The organism is Verticiella sediminum (assembly GCF_007558815.1).
Lineage (GTDB): Bacteria > Pseudomonadota > Gammaproteobacteria > Burkholderiales > Burkholderiaceae_B > Verticiella > Verticiella sediminum.
This window is the reverse complement of the sequence record NZ_VLTJ01000024.1, coordinates 74418-92359: the sequence shown is the minus strand read 5'-3', so window position 1 is coordinate 92359 and position 17942 is coordinate 74418. Positions and strand designations below refer to the sequence as shown.

General features: G+C 69.4%; 15 protein-coding genes. 8 read left to right on the top strand and 7 right to left on the bottom strand.

Going from position 1 to position 17942, the window contains the following annotated elements; genetic code table 11:
• Nucleotides 1–6: 6 nt before the first annotated feature.
• The 7 genes from FOZ76_RS12375 to FOZ76_RS12345 form a co-directional block, all read right to left on the bottom strand.
• Complete coding sequence (locus FOZ76_RS12375) at nucleotides 7–1548, bottom strand: NYN domain-containing protein (protein WP_143948574.1); 1542 nt, start codon at nucleotides 1546–1548, stop codon at nucleotides 7–9.
• 132 nt (nucleotides 1549–1680) lie between these two features.
• Nucleotides 1681–3078 (bottom strand): GntP family permease, encoded by a 1398-nt coding sequence (locus FOZ76_RS12370; protein WP_143948573.1) that lies wholly within the window; start codon nucleotides 3076–3078, stop codon nucleotides 1681–1683.
• Between the two features lie 240 nt (nucleotides 3079–3318).
• Entirely contained in the window at nucleotides 3319–4602 is a 1284-nt protein-coding gene (gene boxA / locus FOZ76_RS12365) for a benzoyl-CoA 2,3-epoxidase subunit BoxA (protein WP_143948572.1), read from the bottom strand.
• A gap of 70 nt (nucleotides 4603–4672) precedes the next feature.
• Nucleotides 4673–6100, bottom strand: coding sequence for a benzoyl-CoA 2,3-epoxidase subunit BoxB (boxB, locus tag FOZ76_RS12360; RefSeq protein ID WP_143948571.1), 1428 nt, complete (start codon nucleotides 6098–6100; stop codon nucleotides 4673–4675).
• A gap of 118 nt (nucleotides 6101–6218) precedes the next feature.
• Entirely contained in the window at nucleotides 6219–7895 is a 1677-nt protein-coding gene (gene boxC, locus FOZ76_RS12355) for a 2,3-epoxybenzoyl-CoA dihydrolase (protein ID WP_143948570.1), read from the bottom strand.
• Nucleotides 7896–8097: 202 nt separating this feature from the next.
• On the bottom strand, nucleotides 8098–8877 hold the full coding sequence (locus tag FOZ76_RS12350) for a phosphatase PAP2 family protein (RefSeq protein WP_143948569.1): 780 nt from the start codon (nucleotides 8875–8877) through the stop codon (nucleotides 8098–8100).
• A gap of 88 nt (nucleotides 8878–8965) precedes the next feature.
• Nucleotides 8966–9868 (bottom strand): helix-turn-helix transcriptional regulator, encoded by a 903-nt coding sequence (locus tag FOZ76_RS12345; RefSeq protein WP_143948568.1) that lies wholly within the window; start codon nucleotides 9866–9868, stop codon nucleotides 8966–8968.
• 186 nt (nucleotides 9869–10054) lie between these two features.
• Between FOZ76_RS12345 and FOZ76_RS12340 the strand changes: the two genes are divergently transcribed.
• From FOZ76_RS12340 to FOZ76_RS12305, 8 genes are all read left to right on the top strand, one after another.
• A complete protein-coding gene (locus tag FOZ76_RS12340; protein ID WP_143948567.1) occupies nucleotides 10055–10522 on the top strand; it encodes a 4-hydroxylaminobenzoate lyase in 468 nt (155 codons plus the stop codon).
• 95 nt (nucleotides 10523–10617) lie between these two features.
• Complete coding sequence (locus tag FOZ76_RS12335; protein WP_143948566.1) at nucleotides 10618–12195, top strand: benzoate-CoA ligase family protein; 1578 nt, start codon at nucleotides 10618–10620, stop codon at nucleotides 12193–12195.
• Nucleotides 12192–13070: an alpha/beta fold hydrolase gene (locus FOZ76_RS12330; protein ID WP_143948565.1), complete on the top strand. Its 879-nt coding sequence runs from the start codon at nucleotides 12192–12194 to the stop codon at nucleotides 13068–13070. Before FOZ76_RS12335 ends, FOZ76_RS12330 begins: the two co-directional genes overlap by 4 nt.
• 19 nt (nucleotides 13071–13089) lie before the next feature.
• Complete coding sequence (locus FOZ76_RS12325; RefSeq protein WP_143948564.1) at nucleotides 13090–14259, top strand: ABC transporter substrate-binding protein; 1170 nt, start codon at nucleotides 13090–13092, stop codon at nucleotides 14257–14259.
• An 81-nt stretch (nucleotides 14260–14340) separates the two neighbouring features.
• Entirely contained in the window at nucleotides 14341–15210 is an 870-nt protein-coding gene (locus tag FOZ76_RS12320; protein ID WP_143948563.1) for a branched-chain amino acid ABC transporter permease, read from the top strand.
• Between the two features lie 3 nt (nucleotides 15211–15213).
• Nucleotides 15214–16314, top strand: a complete 1101-nt coding sequence (locus tag FOZ76_RS12315) for a branched-chain amino acid ABC transporter permease (RefSeq protein WP_143948562.1) — start codon at nucleotides 15214–15216, stop codon at nucleotides 16312–16314.
• Nucleotides 16311–17090 (top strand): ABC transporter ATP-binding protein, encoded by a 780-nt coding sequence (locus FOZ76_RS12310; protein ID WP_143948561.1) that lies wholly within the window; start codon nucleotides 16311–16313, stop codon nucleotides 17088–17090. Before FOZ76_RS12315 ends, FOZ76_RS12310 begins: the two co-directional genes overlap by 4 nt.
• Nucleotides 17091–17106: 16 nt before the next feature.
• A complete protein-coding gene (locus tag FOZ76_RS12305) occupies nucleotides 17107–17817 on the top strand; it encodes an ABC transporter ATP-binding protein (RefSeq protein WP_143948560.1) in 711 nt (236 codons plus the stop codon).
• Nucleotides 17818–17942: the final 125 nt, after the last annotated feature.

Sequence of the window (17942 nt, the reverse complement as noted above, 5' to 3'; positions counted from 1 at the left end):
AGGGGGTTACTGCGGCTCGATATCGGCGCGCGTGGCGCGCTTGCGAGGCGCACGGCGCGGCGTGCTCGTCTTGCGCGCGCGCTTCGGCGGCTCGGCAGGCGCCGCGCCGTCCACTGCCTGCTCCGTGGCCGGCGCCGGCTGCACGGCGACGCGATCCAAACCGGGTTCAGGCGTTGCGGCCAGCACGCCGGCCGGTGTCTTCGCCGCAGGTGTGTGCACCGCGGCCGGCGGCGCCTCCTGGCCGCCCTGGGTGACAGCGGTTTGCGCCGCCCTGGCCTTGGCCCTGGCGACCCGGGCAGGTTGCTTGCGCGCCTTCTTCGCCGGCGCAGGCGCCGCCTCGACGCCCGCCGGCTCGAGCTGGGCGGTCGCCTCGGTGTCCGCCTCGGCCGATCGGCCCCGGCCGGTTTCCGGCAGCGGCTGCTCGCGCCATTCGATCTCCCGCGTCGTGTCGGCGTGCGCCTCGACTTCGGGCGACGTCTGGGTCAACGGCTCGCCGAAGCTCGTCTGAGCCTCGCCGGCTGCGGCCGCTTCCTCGCGCACGGGCTCGGCCTCGGATCCGGACCGGCCACCGCGTCGACGGCCGCCCTGGCGCCGCTCACGCCCTTCGGTGCCCTGGCGCGCCTCGGCCGGCTGACGCGCCCCGCGTTCGGCGCTCCTGTCGAGCTCGTTGCCGGCCGGGTCGTAGACCTCCAGCGTCTCGTCCTCGCCGTCGGCACGTCCACCGTTCTGGCGGTACACGTAGGCGCCCGACTTGTCGTCGCGGCCGAACTGCAGCAGGCCGCGCTGCTGGGCGGCTTCGAGCAGGTTGCCGAAAGCCTTGAAGCCGAAGTAGGACTCGTTGAAATCCGGGCGGCGGCGCTTGATGGCTTCCTTCAGCACCGAGGCCCAGATCTTGCCGCCGTCGCCGCGCTCGGCGGCCAGCGCATCGTAGGTCTCGACGGCCAGGTTGATGGCCTTCAGGCGGCGCGCCTCGGTCTCGTCTCGGCGCTTGCCTTCCTCGTCCTGGCGCCGGCTGGCCTGCGGCTGGGCCGGCTGCTGCTGGCGCGCCTCGCGCCGCGCCTGGCGCTGGCTTTCGCGCACCAGGTCGTCGTAGAAGATGAACTCGTCGCAGTTGGTGATGAGCAGGTCCGAGGTGGATTGCTTCACCCCCACGCCGATCACCTGCTTGGCGTTCTCGCGCAGCTTGGAGACCAGCGGCGAGAAATCCGAATCGCCGCTGATGATGACGAAGGTATCGACGTGCGACTTGGTGTAGCAGAGGTCGAGCGCGTCGACCACCAGGCGGATGTCGGCCGAGTTCTTGCCCGACTGGCGCACGTGCGGGATGTCGATCAGCTCGAAGCTCGCCTCGTGCATGGTGGCCTTGAAGCTCTGGTAGCGGCTCCAGTCGCAATAGGCCTTCTTGACCACGATGCTGCCCTTGAGCAGCAGGCGCTCGAGCACCTTCTTGATGTCGAACTTGTCGTAGTTGGCGTCGCGCACGCCCAAGGCGACGTTCTCGAAATCGCAGAACAACGCCATGCTGACGCTTTCCTGGGATACTGGCATGGCAAATCTCCGTACCCGGCGCGCGCCGCCGGCGTGCTGCCGCGCGCTCCGGCGCCGGGTTCAATAATTCGTAGTATCGCCGATGCACGGGAGACGGCAGGTATCAGCATGCTGCGCCGGTGCATTCGCGGCTCAGAACGAGCCGAACATCGTGCCCAGCGTGATGACGACGACCAGCGCGGCCACCGGCGCCACGATCGTCACCGCCGCGATGTCGCCATACGATTGCCGGTGGTTGAGCTTGCAGATCGACAACAGGGTGATGATCGCGCCGCAATGCGGCAGCGTGTCCATGCTGCCTGCCGCGAGCACGGCCACCCGGTGCAGCAGTTCGGGGCTGATGCCGATCTGATCGGCCATCGCGAGATAGTCGGCGCCCAGCGTCTGCAGGGCGATGCTCAGCCCACCCGAGGACGACCCGGTGATCCCCGCCAGCGTGCCCATGGCCACGGCCTCGGAGATGAGCGGATTGTCGGACACGTTGAGGACCGCGTCGCGAATGATGACAAAGCCCGCGAGGCTGGCGATGACCGCGCCGTAGCCCACCTCGGAGGCCGTGTTGAAGAGCGGCAGCATGAAGCCGAACACGCCCTTGTTGACCGTGCCGCGCAGGTCCAGCCAGTGCTTCACGCGCAGCAGGACCAGGGTGGCGCAGGCCACCGAGAGCGCGATGATGAGCGCCCACAGCCCGGTGACGCGGGACGGGTCCAGGCCCGGGAAACGCGCCTGGACGTTCGTGAAGTCCATGCCGGGGAACACCCCGTAGGTGAACAGCGCGTTCACCCCGATCACCAGCACGAGGGGCAGCAGGGCAAGCGCCAGGGGCATGGGCGCCCCGCCGTCCGGGGCCTGCGCCGCGCCCGTCGGATCGTCGTCCTCCATGTGCTTGCCGTAGCCTTCGCCCTGCGCCATCGCGCGCGCCGTGCGCATGCGCAGCCAGGCCATGCCGCCGCCCAGCATGATGACGGCGGCGATGATCCCCAAGCCCGGCGCGGCGAAGACGTTGGTGCCGAAATACGGGATGGGAATGGCGTTCTGGATCGCCGGGGTGCCGGGCAGCGCCGTCATCGTGAAGGTGAACGAACCGAGGGCGATGGACGCCGGGATGAAGCGCTTGGGAATGTCCGCCGTACGGAACAGGGCCTGGGCGATCGGATAGATGGCGAAGGCCACCACGAACAACGACACGCCGCCATAGGTGAGCAGCGCGCAGGCCAGCACCACCGTCAGCACCGCGTGGCGCGCGCCCAGCTTCTCGGTGATCCAGCGCGCGATCGTGCTGGCCGCCCCCGAATCGGCCATCAACTGGCCGAACAGCGCACCGAGCAGAAAGATCGGCAGGAACTGCATGACGTAGCCCGAGAGCGCCGTCAGGAAGGTCTCGGTGTAGATCGGCAGCAGCAGGCCGCCGTCGCCCGACAGCAACACAGCCAGCGCCGCCATCAGGGGCGCCAGGATCAGCACGGTGATGCCCCGGTAGGCCAAGTACATCAGCAGCAACAACGACACCAGGATGGCCAGGATGCTCATCGCACGCGTTCCTTTGTAGGCGGCGCGGCCGGTCCGGCGGCGCCCGGTTATGGACGAGCCGCGATGATAGCAATGGTCGAGTGCGGATCGCTGCACTGCAGCATCCAGCCGGCAACCACCGGGCGCCGCCTGCGCCCCCTGTCGGGCCGGCGCCCGGAAGGCGGCACCGAAACCGCAAGGGCCCGCGGCATCTCTGCCGCGGGCCCTTGCATGCGGACGACGCGCTCCGGCGTACCGTGCTCAATAGGTCTCCAGGTGCAGCCGGCCGTGCCGCCTGAGCGAGTCGCCCAGCGCATGCCAGTCCAGGCCGCCTTCGCGGGCCACGTCGCGCAGCGCCAGCAGCACGCCCTGCTCCATGCTCTTCAAGCCGCACACGTAGATGTGGGACTGCTCGTCCCTGAGCAGTTCGAGCAGGTCCACGGCGCGCTCGCGCAGGAGGTCCTGCACGTAGCGTTTGGGCTGGCCGGCCGTGCGCGAGAAGGCCAGGTTGATGTCGATGAAATCCTTGGGCAGCTTCATGAGCGGGCCGAAGTACGGCAGCTCCTGCTGCGTGCGCGCGCCGAAGAACAGCATCAGCTTGCCTCCCTCGAACTTGCCGCTCGCGCGCAGCCGCCGGCGCCACTCGGTCATGGCGCGCATCGGCGCGCTGCCCGTGCCGGTGCAGATCATCACGATGTGCGACCTGGGATGGTTGGGCATTAGGAAGGACTGGCCGAAGGGCCCGATCACCTGGACCTTGTCGCCCACTTTCGCATCGCACAGATAGTTCGAGCACACGCCCTGCACCGGCTTGCCCTGGTGGTCCTGGGTGACCCGCTTCACGGTCAGCGACAGGTTGTTGTAGCCCGGCCGCTCGCCGTTGCGCGGGCTGGCGACCGAATACTGCCTCGCGTGGTGCGCCTTGCCGTTGGCGTCCACGCCCGGCGGCACGATGGCGATGGACTGCCCCTCCAGCACGGGGAAGGGCACCGGGCCGAAGTCGAGCACGATGTGATGGGTGACGTTCTCGGTGCCGGGCTCGTTGACCTGGTAGTTGCCGACCACGGTGGCGCTGGTGGGCGCCTTGGGCCCGTACAGGTTGGTGTAGGCGTGCGCCGCCGACCACGGCGGCAGGACGGCGCCGTAGGTCGCCGCATCCAGGCGCGGCTCGTCCGCCTGCAGCGTGGCGGCTTCCTGCGCCTGGCCGGCCTCGGCCTGCACCTCCTGCAGCTCGGCGTCGGCCACGCCCTCGGCGGCCAGTTGCTCGGGCGTCAGCTCCGGAGGCAGTTCGTCCCACGTGAGCTGCGCGTCGACCGGATAGGCCAGCGCCTTGGGCACGATGCGCCAGTTGTCGATGGCGCCGGTCGGACACGGCGGCACACAGGCCATGCAGCCGTTGCACACGTCGGGCTTGACCACGTAGTTGCGATCGTCGTGGGTGACGGCGTCGATCGGGCAGGTGGCCTCGCAGGTGTTGCAGCGGATGCAGATTTCCGGATCGATGACGTGCTGCTTGATGGTGCCCATCTGGGTCGGCATATCCATGGCGTTCTCCCGGGCGGCCGCCCTGGCCGCCCGCACGTGCGGGCGCAGGGCGGGCGGCCCGCCCCTTTACTCAATTGAAGCGGACGTACTCGAAGTCCATCGGCTGGCGGTTGATGCCCATGACGGGCGGCGCGATCCAGTTGGCGAACCGGCCGGGTTCGACCACGCGGCCCATCAGCGAGGCGACGAAGGCGCGGTCCTCGTCGGTGGCCAGCCACTGGTCCTTGTGCGCGTCCCACTGCGCCTGCGACACCACGGTGCCGTCCGGCGCGACGCGCACGCCCGAGAGCGTGCCGATCTGGCGGTTGAAGGCCTTGTGCGGCACGGTGAGCTTGAAGGAGATGCCGGCCTTCTCGATCACGCGGTTCCAGCGCCCGACGCCGGACACGGAATCCTTGATGTAGTCGTCGCGCAGGACTTCGTTGAGCGCGTTGAGCATCGGCACTTCCTTCTCCACCAGCTTGCCGTCGCGCACTTCGAGCACTCTGTAGGCATCGCTCTTCAAGCGGTGGTCGTCGCCGCGCTTGCCTTCCTCGTAGCGGCCCTTCAGGCCAGAGCTGTAGAAGATGGCGGCGTTGGACGACTCGTCGGCGCCGAAGAGATCGATCGTCACGCTGTAGTGAAAGTTCAGATAGCGCTGGATGGTGGGCAGATCGATCACGCCCGCGGCGCGCAGGGTCTCGGGGTTGTCGGTCTTCAACTGGTTCATCACGTCGCAGGTGCGCTGCACGATGCGCGAGACGCCCGATTCGCCCACGAACATGTGGTGCGCTTCCTCGGTCAGCATGAAGCGCGTGGTGCGTGCGAGCGGATCGAAACCCGATTCGGCGAGCGCGCTCAACTGGAACTTGCCGTCGCGGTCGGTGAAGTAGGTGAACATGAAGAACGACAGCCAGTCCGGCGTGCGTTCGTTGAAGGCGCCCAGGATGCGCGGGTTGTCCTCGTCGCCGGAACGGCGCTCGAGCAGGCCCTCGGCCTCCTCGCGGCCATCGCGGCCGAAGTAGCGGTGCAGCAGGTAGACCATGGCCCACAGGTGGCGGCCCTCTTCCACATTGACCTGGAACAGGTTGCGCAGGTCGTACAGCGAGGGCGCGGTCAGGCCCAGGTGGCGCTGCTGCTCCACCGAGGCGGGCTCGGTGTCGCCCTGGGTGACGATGATGCGGCGCAGGTTGGCGCGGTGCTCGCCCGGCACATCCTGCCAGGCGCCTTCGCCCTGATGGTCGCCGAAGTGGATCCTGCGGCCTTCCTCCTTGGGGTTGAGGAAGATGCCCCAGCGATAGTCCGGCATCTTCACGTAGCCGAACTGCGCCCAGCCCTGGGGGTCCACGCTGATCGCGGTGCGCAGGTAGACGTCGTAGTCGTTCGAGCCCTCGGGGCCGACGTCGCCCCACCAGCTCAGGAAGTTGGGCTGCCACTGCTCGAGGGCGCGCTGCAGGGTGCGGTCCTCGGCGAGGTTGACGTTGTTGGGGATCTTCTCGCTGTAGTTGATGCCGGACATGGCGTCCTCCGAAAGTCTGGTTCGTCGTCGGTGGCGCGCGGATCGCGCGGGTGCCGCGGGTTGTCTGCTCATGCCGGGCCGGCGCAGGCGGGCCTGCCTCGCGGCCAGGTCGTCTCTGCTACACCCGGTTCCAGTCGAAACCGGCCTTCTCGCCCTTGCCGTAGACCTTCAGGGCGCCCTTCTCGCCGACGGCGTTCGGGCGCTGGAAGATCCAGTTCTGCCAAGCGGTCAGGCGGCCGAAGATGCGGGTCTCCATGGTCTCGCGCGAGGCGAAGCGCAGGTTGGCCTCCATGCCGGTGAGCGCGTCCGGCGACATCGCCACCCGCTCCTCGATGGCGAGGCGGATCTCGTCGGCCCAGTCGATGTCGTCCAGCGCGGCAGTGACCAGGCCCAGGGCGTCGGCGCGGTCGGCATCCAGCGGCTCGCCGATGCTCGCGCGGGCGGCGGCCAGCTCGGCCTCGTCGTCGTAGAAGCGGCGCGCCAGGCGCGACTGGCCATTGACCATCGGATAGGCGCCGAAGTTGAGCTCGCTCAAGGCCAGCCGGGGCGCGCGCTCGGGCTCGTCGGGCAGGGCCAGCATGTAGGCGCGGTCGGCGGCGAAGGCGAGTTCGGCCAGCGTGCCGGCAAAGCACGAGCCGGGCTCGATGAGGGCGAACAGCGAACGTGAGGACACGTCCAGGCGGGCGAGCGTGCGGCGCAGGAGGCCCAGCGTTTCGCGCACCAGCCAGTGCGAGCCCTGAGCCTGCAGCACCGCGTCGCAGGCGAGCACGGCCTGCGGATCGCCCGCGGTCTTGAGCAGCCAGGTGCCGATGTCCGGTTCGTTGGTGCGCATCTCGAGGATGGCGTCGTCCAGTTCGCGCGCCATCTGCAGCGGCCACCAGGCGGCGCCCGCGGCCTGGATGCCGGCCGCGTCGCCGGGCTGCACGCTGTCGGGCGCCTTCACGACGAAGGTGGCCGTGCGGCTCGCGCGGTCGATGGCGACCTCGACGTAGCGGTAATGCAGCGCGTCGGCCTCGATGCGCTTGTCCAGCGGGGTCAGAGCGATGCCCTGGGCGTCGGCCGGCCGGTCGCTCTGCCCGGCCAGCTTGCGCGCGCGCTCGGCCACCGTCTGCTGGAACTGCGCGGGCTTGGCGATGGCGTCGACCAGGCGCCAATCCACCGCGCGCTGCCCGCGCACGCCCTCGTTGGTGGTGCAGAAGATGTCGGCGCGGTCATGGCGCACCTTGCGCTTGTCGGTGACGCGAGTGAGCCCGCCCGTGCCGGGCAGCACGCCGAGCAGCGGCACCTCGGGCAGCGCCACCGTGGAGGAGCGATCGTCCACCAGCACGATGTCGTCGCAGGCCAGGGCCAGCTCGTAGCCGCCGCCCGCGCAGGCGCCGTTCAGCGCGGCAACGAACTTCAGGCCGCTGTGCCGGCTGGAATCCTCGATCCCGTTGCGCGTCTCGTTGGTGAACTTGCAGAAGTTCACCTTCCAGCCGTGCGAGGACAGGCCCAGCATGAAGATGTTGGCGCCCGAACAGAAGATGCGCTCCTTCAGGCTGGTGACGACCACCGTGCGCACTTCCGGGTGCTCGAAGCGGATGCGGTTCAGGGCGTCGTGCAGTTCGATGTCGACGCCGAGGTCATACGAATTGAGCTTGAGCTTGTAGCCGGGACGCAGGCCGCCGTCCTCGGCCACGTCCATCGCGAGCGTGGCGACGGGGCCCTCGAAACTCAGCTTCCAGTGCTTGTAGCGGGAAGGGTCGGTCTGATAGTGGATCCGCGTCTGGGGGGCGGACGTAGTGGCATCGGTCATGGCGGCGATCTCCTGTAGGCCGAACATGCATCTTAATTCATTCAAACTCCATGTCGTGAACGATATTTCATGCAATTCAGTGCGTCAAGGCAATGCCATCAGGGTTTACCCTGAATCGCCTGGTATCAGGGCGCATGCCGTGCACTTTGCTACATCTGCGTCGGACAAGACGCGGGCACAGCGGGGCTCTCGGCCCCGGCGCTCAGCCACCCCGGGCGGGCCGTGCGAGCAGGCAAAGCACGGCGAGCCAGGCGATGCCGAGCATCCAGCCGGCCAGCACGTCGCTCGCGTAGTGCACCTGCAGCCAGACGCGGGACAGGCCGATGGCCAGCGTCAGGCCCGCCACGCCGAACGCCGCGGCGCGCAGGGCCCTGCCCGCGCGGCTGTGCGCCGGCAGGGCGGGGTCGCGCGCCCAGCCCCACAGCACGATGACGAGCAGCCCATACACCACCATGCTCGACATGGCATGGCCGCTCGGAAAGCTGAACCCGTGCACTTCCAGATAGGGCGCGTCGGGGCGGTAGCGTCCGAATACCTGCTTGCACCAGCGCACCAGCAGGCCATTGCCGAGCGAGGCCAGCGCCCACCAGCACAATCCGGCCCACTGCCGCCGCCACAGCAGCACCGCGCCGACGATGCCGGCCACGCCCGTCACGGTAAGGCTGTCGCCCAGGTGCGTGAAGGCCGCCACCGCGGCCAGGGCGGCGTCCGGCCCGCCCGGGTTGCGCGTGAGCCCCCAGGCGTCCAGCGCGCTCAGCCAGGCCGGCACCGGCTCGCTCGCGACCGCGCGGGCGAGCACGGCGAATGCCGCCAGGGCCGCGCCACCGACCGTCAAACAGGTCAACGGCCCGGGCGCGGCCCGCATGACCAGCGCCGTGCGCCAATACCGCACCTGCAGGTACCGCAACGCCAGCAGGGCGACGCAGACCAGCACCAGGCCCCAGCCTGCGGCGGCGTCGATCAAGGGATACAGGGACTGCATGAGGATTCCAGCTTGGAGTGGGCAGGCGGCGTGAAGAGAACGAAGCAGATGGCGCGACGCCTTTCGCGGCGCCAGCGCGCGAGGGCCCTCAGGCCGCCCAGTCCATCAGCCCGGCGGCGCTGCGCACGGCCGTGCGCAGACCGGCGAAGGTCTCCTGCAGCGAATGGCCGCTGGTGTCGTAGGTCATGTCGGCCTTGGCATAGAAGGCGGTACGCCCGGCCAGAATGCGCCGCAGGTCCTCCATCGCCTCCTTGCTGCCGGACATCGGCCGGAAATCGCCCTGCGCCACCACGCGCCGCATGTGGTCCTCGGGGTCGGCCTGCAGCCAGATGGTGTAGCAGTGCCCGAGCAGCAGGTTGAAGGTGGCCGGATCGGACACCAGCCCTCCCGGCGTGGCGATCACCACCTCGGGATAGATCTGCACGGTTTCCTCGAGCGCGCGCCGCTCGTAGCGACGATAGGCCCCGCTGCCGTAAAGCGAATGGATCTCGACGATGCTGCAGCCGGCCACCTTCTCGATCTCGCGGCTCAGCTCGACGAACGGATAACCGAGGTCCTCGGCCAGCATGCGGCCCAGCGTGGACTTGCCGGCGCCGCGCAGGCCCACCAGGGCGATGCGCGCCAGGCGCGCCTGGCGATCGCCGCTGCCGCCGAACATCTCGGCGAGCTGCACGCGGGCGCGGTGCAGCTCGCTCTCGGAGCGATGCTCGAGCATTTCCCGGATCAGCAGCCACTCGGGCGACGAGGTCGTCACGTCGCCGACGATCTCGGCGAGCGAGCACTGCAGCGCCTGCGCCACCTGCACCAACACCAGGATGGAGGCATTGCCGGTGCCCAGCTCCAGGTTGGCCAGATGGCGTTCGGAGATCTCGGCCGCCAGCGCCGTGGCCTTGCGGGTGAGCCCGCGCCGCGCGCGCAGGTTGCGGATGCGCTCGCCCAATGCGACGAGGAAGGGCGACTTTTCGGGAAGCGCGGTGGCTGGGGCGGTCATGGGACAGGCGTGGTAAGCGGATCGGAGCCGGCGCGCAAGCGCTCGGTATTTACCCTAGCATGCAGTATTTTTCTTGACACCATTCAAGCATGCACCGTATCTTTTGCGCAAGCATGAACGATAGTGCATAAAGCCTCTCGCCGCATGCACTACCGGGAACGTACCGAAGGCCACGGAGGAGACGCCATGGCAAGCACGCAGTTTAATTCACTCATCACCGACCTGACCGGGCAGATCGCCGGGCGCCCGCTCGACGGCGCGCTGCAGGACTGGCTGAACCAGACGCACGGCAGCGATACGCCGTGGTACCGGGCCATGCGCGAGTCCTGTACCACCGGCGTGGCCGAAGGCTGGCTGTGCAACCGCGAAGCCGACGGCATCCGCTACGGCCGCGTCATCAAACCCTCGCCCGAATCCCAGGCGTTCTCGGTGGACGTGGTCGACATGCACGACTGTGCCGGCCCGCACCACGTCCATCCCACGGGCGAGATCGACCTCGTCCTGCCCCTTACCCCCGACGCTACCTTCGACGGCACGGCCGCCGGCTGGAAGGTGTATGGGCCGGGCAGCGCGCATTCGCCCACAGTGCGCCATGGCCGCGCGCTGGTGCTGTACCTGCTGCCCGAAGGCCGCATCGAATTCACCCGGGGCTGACACCCCGCTGTCATCGACCGGCGCGCCGGCCCGTGCGCGAGGCAGCCGCCCTCGCCCGCCGCGCGCCGCCATACCCGCACTCGCAGGAGATCGCCATGCCGCTGCCCGAGCCGCCCCCCGCCGAATTCAACTACGCCGAGCACCTGTTCCAGCGCAACCGCGGCCGCGCCGGCAAGATCGCCTACACCGACGACCACGGCGATCTCGGCTACGGCGAACTCGAGCAGCGCGCGCGCCGTCTGGCCGCCGCGCTGCGCGCGCTCGGCGTGCGCCGCGAGGAACGCGTGCTGCTGCTCATGCACGACTGTTCGGACTGGCCGGTGAGCTTTCTCGGCGCGCTGTATGCCGGCGTCGTCCCCGTGTGCGTGAATACCCTGCTCACGCCGGACGACTACGCGCACATGCTGGAGCACAGCCGCGCGCAGGCCGCGCTGGTGTCCGAGTCGCTGCTGCCCACGCTGCAGGCGGCGATGGACAAGGGCCGCCACGAGCTGGGGGCCATCCTGGTCTCGCGCCCCGCCGGCCCGCTGCCCGATGGCGCGCGCAGCCTGGAGGCCACGATCGCCGCGCACGAGCCCTTGGCAGCACCGGCGCGCACCCTGGCCGACGAGCCGGCGTTCTGGCTGTATTCCTCGGGCTCGACCGGCAGGCCCAAGGGCACCGTGCACAGCCATGCCAATCCCTACTGGTGCACGGCGCTGTTCGCCGAGCCCGTCCTCGGCATGCGCGAGGACGACAAGGTGTTCTCGGCGGCCAAGCTCTTCTTCGCCTACGGCATGGGCAATGCCCTGCTGTTCCCGCTGGCGGCGGGCGCGAGCGTCGTGCTGATGGCCGAGCGGCCGACACCCGAGGCCTGCTTTCGCCGGCTGACGGAGCAGCAGCCCACCATCTTCTGCGGTGCGCCCACGGGCTACGCGGGCCTGCTCGCCTCGCCCGGGCTGCCGCCGCGCGACGCGGTCGCGCTGCGCCTGTGCACGTCGGCGGGCGAGGCGCTGCCGCGCGACATCGGCGAGCGCTTCACCGCCCACTTCGGCTGCGAGATCATCGACGGCATCGGCTCCACCGAGATGCTGCACATCTTCCTCTCCAACCGGCCCGGCGACGTGCGCTACGGCACCACCGGCAAGCCGGTCGACGGCTACGAGCTGGAGCTGCGCGGCGAGGACGGCCGGCCGGTGCCGGACGGCGAGATCGGCGACCTCTACATCCGCGGCCCCAGCTCGGCCATCATGTACTGGCACAACCGGGAAAAGACCCGCGACACCTTCCTCGGCGCGTGGACCAGGAGCGGCGACAAGTACAGCCGCGACCCCGACGGCTATTACGTCTATGCCGGACGCAGCGACGACATGCTCAAAGTGAGCGGGCAGTATGTCTCGCCCTTCAGCGTGGAGGCCACGCTGGTGCTGCATCCCGACGTGCTGGAGGCGGCCGTGATCGGCGTACCCGACCCCGATGGCCTGATCCGCACCAAGGCCTTCGTCGTGCTCAAGGACGGCCGCCGGGGCGACGCCGGCCTCGAAGCGGAACTCAAAGCGCTGGTCAAGCAGCACCTGGCGCCGCACTGCTACCCGCGCAGCTTCGCCTTCGTCGACGAACTGCCCAAGACCGCCACCGGCAAGATCCAGCGCTTTCGCCTGCGCCAGCAGGAAAGCGAAGGAATGGCGGCATGAGCGCAACCGCACGCCCATCCGAAGACGACGTGCCGGACCAGCCCGCCTCGCGCTTCGTCGACGTGGCCTGGAACGGCCGCCAGGACCATATCGAATACGTGTACGTCGGCCCGGAGGGCCGCGGCCTGCCGCTGCTCGTGTTCCTGCACGAAGGGCTGGGCTCGGTCACCATGTGGAAGGACTTTCCCGAGCGCCTGTGCCAGGCGGCCGGCTGCCGCGGCCTGGTGTTCTCGCGCTGGGGCTACGGCGAATCGACGCCGCGCGCTTTGCACGAGCGCTGGCCGGTGGATTTCATGCACCACCAGGCCCTGGGCTTTCTGCCGGCCTTCCTCGCAGCGCTGGGCATCGACACCGCGGCCGATCCGCCCTGGCTCTACGGCCACAGCGACGGCGGCTCGATCGCCCTCATTTACGCGGCGAACTATCCCGAGCGGGTGGCCGGCCTGGTCGTCGCCGCGCCGCACATCTTCGTCGAGGACATGACGGTCAGGAGCATCGAGCAGGCGCGCGACGGCTACGTCACGACCAGCCTGCGCAGCAAGCTCGCGCGCTACCACCGCGACCCCGATTCCGCCTTCTGGGGCTGGAACGACGTCTGGCTCGACCCCGCCTTTCGCCGCTGGAACATCGAGGGCCTGCTGCCGCTGGTGCGCTGCCCGACCCTGGCCGTGCAGGGCCTGGACGACGAATACGGCACGATGGCGCAGATCGACGGCATCGCCCGCGCGGCGGCCCGCTGCGACACGCTCAAGCTCGAGGATTGCGGCCATTCGCCGCACCGCGACCAGCCGGCGCGCCTGTGCGCGGCGGTCGCCGACTTCATCGCGCGCCACCCGCATCCGCTTCCCGATACCCTGACGCAGATCAGGGCCTGACGCCACCCCTGGAGACACCATGAACGCAACCCTGAGCCGCACACTGACCGTCCTGGCCGCCGCAGGCCTGGCCGCCACCCTGGGCACCGCCGCACAGGCGCAGGTGAAGGTCGGCCTGATGCTGCCCTTCACCGGCACCTACGCCGCACTGGGCACGGCCATCGAGAACGGCTTTCGCCTCTACGTCGACGAGCAGGGCGGCAAGCTCGCCGGCCAGGAGATCCAGTTCTTCAAGGTCGACGATGAGTCCGACCCGGCCAAGGCGCCCGAGAACGCCAACCGCCTGATCAAGCGCGACGCGGTGGACGTGCTCGTGGGCACGGTGCACTCGGGCGTGGCCATGGGCATGGCCAAGGTGGCGCGCGACAGCAAGACGCTGATGATCGTGCCCAACGCGGGCGCGGATGCGCTGACCGGCCCGCTGTGTGCACCCAATGTCTTTCGCTCCTCGTTCAGCAACTGGCAGCCGGCCTACGCCATGGGCCTGGTCGCCGCCGAGCGCCAGAAGCACGAGACCGCCGTCACCGTGACCTGGAAGTACGCCGCCGGCGACGAGTCGGTCAATGGCTTCAAGGAAGGCTTCGAATCCAAGGGCGGCAAGGTGTTGAAGGAACTCACCCTGCCTTTCCCCAACGTGGAGTTCCAGGCCATTCTCACCGAGATCGCCTCGCTCAAGCCCGACGCCGTCTATGTGTTCTTCGCGGGCGGCGGTGCGGTGAAGTTCGTCAACGACTACGCGGCGGCCGGGCTCAAAGAGCGCATCCCGCTCTACGGGGCGGGCTTCCTGACCGACGGCACCCTGCCGGCCCAGGGCAAGAACGCGCAGGGCCTGCTCACCACGCTGCACTATGCCGACGGGCTGAACACCGACAACGACAACGCCTTTCGCAAGGCCTACGCGGCCAAGCACACGATCCAGCCGGACGTGTACGCGGTGCAGGGCTATGACGCCGCGCAGTTGCTCGAAGCCGGCCTGAAGGCGGCCGACGGCGACGTGAAGAACCAGGACGCCGTCGTCAAGGGCATGGCCAGCGCCCAGATCACCAGCCCGCGCGGCGAGTTCACGATGTCCAAGGCGCACAACCCGGTGCAGGACATCTATCTGCGCGAGGTCAAGGGCGAGGAGAACGTGCTGGTCGGCGTGGCGGTCGAGAACCTGGCCGACCCGGCCCGCGGCTGCCGGATGTAAGCGCCGAGCGGCGGCGCCCGCACGGGCGCCGCCCGGCCGTCCCGCGGCGCAGGCCGCACCGCGTACGCAGCGAGCGACCTCATGGATCCCACCACCTTTCTCATCCAGTGCCTGAATGCCGTCCAGTACGGCCTTCTGCTGTTCCTGATCGCCAGCGGGCTCACGCTGATCTTCGGCATCATGGGGGTGATCAACCTCGCCCACGGCGCCTTCTACATGATCGGCGCCTATCTGGCGTTCACGCTGTCCTCGCTCACCGGCAATTTCGTGCTCGCCCTGCTGTTGGGCGTCGTGCTGTCGGTGCTGTTCGGCTACCTGCTTGAATGGGGCTTCTTCAGCTTTCTGTACGAGCGCGAGCACCTGATGCAGGTGCTGATGACCTTCGGCCTGATCCTCGTGTTCGAGGAACTGCGCAGCATCCTGGTCGGCGACGACGTGCACGGCGTGCCCGTGCCGAGCTGGCTCGCCGGCGGCGTGGAACTGGGCAACGGCATGACCTATCCGGTGTATCGCCTCTTCATCTCCGGGGTCTGCCTCGCGGTGGCGCTCGGCATGTATTTCCTCATCAAGAAGACCCGGCTCGGCATGATGGTGCGCGCGGGCGCCACCAACCGCGAGATGGTGCAGTCGCTCGGCATCAACATCACGCTGCTGTATCGCCTGGTGTTCGCCGGCGGCGTGGCCCTGGCCGTGCTCGCCGGGATGATCGCCGCGCCGGTGTCCTCGGTGTATCCCGGCATGGGCAATTCGGTACTCATCATCTGCTTCGTGGTGGTGGTGATCGGCGGCATCGGCTCGGTCAAGGGCGCGCTCGTGGCGGCCCTCCTGATCGGCTTCGTCGACACCTTCGGCAAGGTGTTCTGGCAGGAGGCCGCGGGCGCCCTGGTCTACGTGCTGATGGCCGCGATCCTCATCTGGCGGCCCGAAGGCCTCTTCAAGCAAGGAACCTGAGCCATGACCCACAAGACGCTGATCGGCTGGATCGTGGCGCTCGCCGTCATCGCCAGCCTGCCCCTGCTGCCCGAGCCCATCGGCACGCCGTTCCACGTCGAGCTGGGCTCGCGCATCATCGTGATGGCGATCTTCGCGCTGAGCCTGCAGTTGCTGGTCGGCTTCACCGGGCTGGTGAGTCTGGGCCATGCGGCCTTCTTCGCCTGCGCGGCCTACACGGTGTCGGTGCTCTCGCCGCAGAGCGGGCCGGCCAGCGGCTGGTGGATGCTGCCCGCGGCCATGGGCGCCTCGGCCCTGCTCGCGCTCGCCATCGGCCTGCTGGTGCTGCGCACCAAGGGCATCTATTTCATCATGGTGACGCTCGCCTTCGCGCAGCTCGTGTATTTCGTCCTGCACGACATCCCGTTCTTCGGCGGCAGCGACGGCACCTACATCTACTTCCGGCCCGAGTTCACCATCGCCGGCCGGCCGCTCCTGGACGTGCAGGACAACACGCAGTTCTACTGGTTCGGCGTGGCCCTGCTCGGCCTGACCGTGCTCGCGCTCTCGCTGGTGCTGCGCTCGCGCCTGGGCCACGCCCTGGTGGGCATCAAGCACAACGAGCAGCGCATGCGCGCGGCAGGCTTTCGCACCGAACGCTACAAGCTCGCGAGCTTCGTGATCGCCGGCGCCTTCGCCGGGATCGCCGGCTTTCTCTACGCGGCGCAATTCGGCTACGTGAACCCCGAACTCGCCTCCTGGCACCAGTCGGGCAATGCCCTGGTGATGATCATCCTGGGCGGGCTGGGCAGCCTGCCGGGCGCCGTCATCGGCGCGATCAGCTTCGTGCTGCTGTCGGAGTGGTTCCAGGCCCTGACCAAGCACTGGCAGTTGCTGCTCGGCGGTTTCATCATCCTCGTCGTCGCCCTGATGCCCAACGGCCTGGTCGGCGGCATCTCGGGCATCCGGCGGGCGCGGCCCAGGCCGTCGGCGTCGGGCGCCGACGCGCCGGGCCCGGGCGGCACGCCGCCGCCGCGAACGCAGATCACCACCGCAGCGCGCGCGGAGGGCCGCCCCATCGGCGCCGCACGGCCACGCAATGCCACCCCGGAGGCCACGCCATGACGCCCACCCAAGCCCACGCCCAGCCGCCCGCCGTGCCCACCCTGCTGCAGGCCCACGGCCTGGGCCGGCGCTTCGGCGCCCTGCACGCCGTCAGGGACGTCAGCCTGGCGCTGGACGGCGACAGCGTGCACGCGGTGATCGGCACCAACGGCGCCGGCAAGTCGACGCTCATCAACCTGCTCTCGGGCGAGCTGCCGCCCTCCAGCGGCAAGGTCAGCCTGCGCGGCGAGGACGTGACGCGCTGGCCGCAGCCCCGGCGCGCGCGCGCCGGGCTCGGGCGCAGCTACCAGCGCAACAACATCTTCCTGCCGCTCAGCGTGCGCGAGAACTGCCGGCTCGCCGCGCAGGCCCACCTGCAGCGCCCCTGGCACGTCTGGCAGGGCGCCCAGGCCTGTCGCGACAGCCTGGCCCGGGCCGATTCGGCGCTGGAGCGCTGCGGCCTGGCCGATGTGGCCACCCGTGCGGCCGCCGGGCTCTCGCACGGCCAGAAGCGCCAGTTGGAGGTCGCCATGTGCCTGGCCGCCGACCCCTGCGTGCTGCTGCTCGACGAGCCGCTGGCCGGCATGGGCCCGGAGGAATCCGAGCGCATGCTGGAGCTGCTGCGTGGCCTGCGCCGCGGCCACGCGGTACTGCTCGTCGAGCACGACATGGACGCCGTGTTCGCCGTGGCCGACCGCATCACCGTGATGGTCAACGGGGCGGTGATCGCCTCGGGCGCGCCGAACGAGGTGCGCAGCAATCCCGAGGTGCAGACCGCCTATCTGGGCGAGCACTGAACGAAGCGAGAGCCCCATGCAAGCATTGATCGAGGCCACCGACATCCACGCCTGGTACGGCACCAGCCACGTCCTGCACGGCATCGACTTCCGGCTGCAGCCCGGCGAGACGCTGGGCCTGCTCGGCCGCAACGGGATGGGCAAGACCACGCTGATCCGCACGCTGCTCGGCCACGTACCGCAACGCGCGGGCAGCATCCGCATGCGTGGCCGCGACCTGTCGCGCGGCCGGCCCTACGAGGCGGCGCGGCAGGGCACGGCCTACGTGCCGGAGGGGCGCGGCATCTTCCCCAACCTCACGGTGCGCGAGAACCTGGTGATGGCCGCCCGCGCGGGCACGGCCGGCCAGCGCGACTGGACTCTGCAGCGCGTGCTCGACACGTTCCCGCGGCTGGCCGAGCGCATGGACCACCTCGGCTCCCAGCTCTCGGGCGGCGAACAGCAGATGCTGTCGATCGGGCGCGCGCTGATGACCAACCCGGACGCCCTGATCCTGGACGAGGCCACCGAGGGCCTGGCGCCGCTGATCGTGGCCGAGATCTGGCGCGTGCTCGGCGAGATCCGACGTACCGGCCTGGCCACCGTGGTGGTGGATCGCAGCTACCGCACGGTGATGGCCAACGCCGACCGCCTGATGCTGCTCGAGAAGGGCCGCGTCGTGCTCGAAGGCCCGGCGGCCGACCTGCAGGAGCAGCCGCAGGCCTTGAGCCGCTACCTGGGCGTCTGAGGTCTCGCGGCGGGGGCTGCCGGCGCGACCGGGCGCATCCACGAGGCCCTGGGCCGCCCCGGTCGCATGGGCGTGCCGCCGACCCGGCTCGTTGCGCCGGACGACAACGTGTATCGGTCGGCATC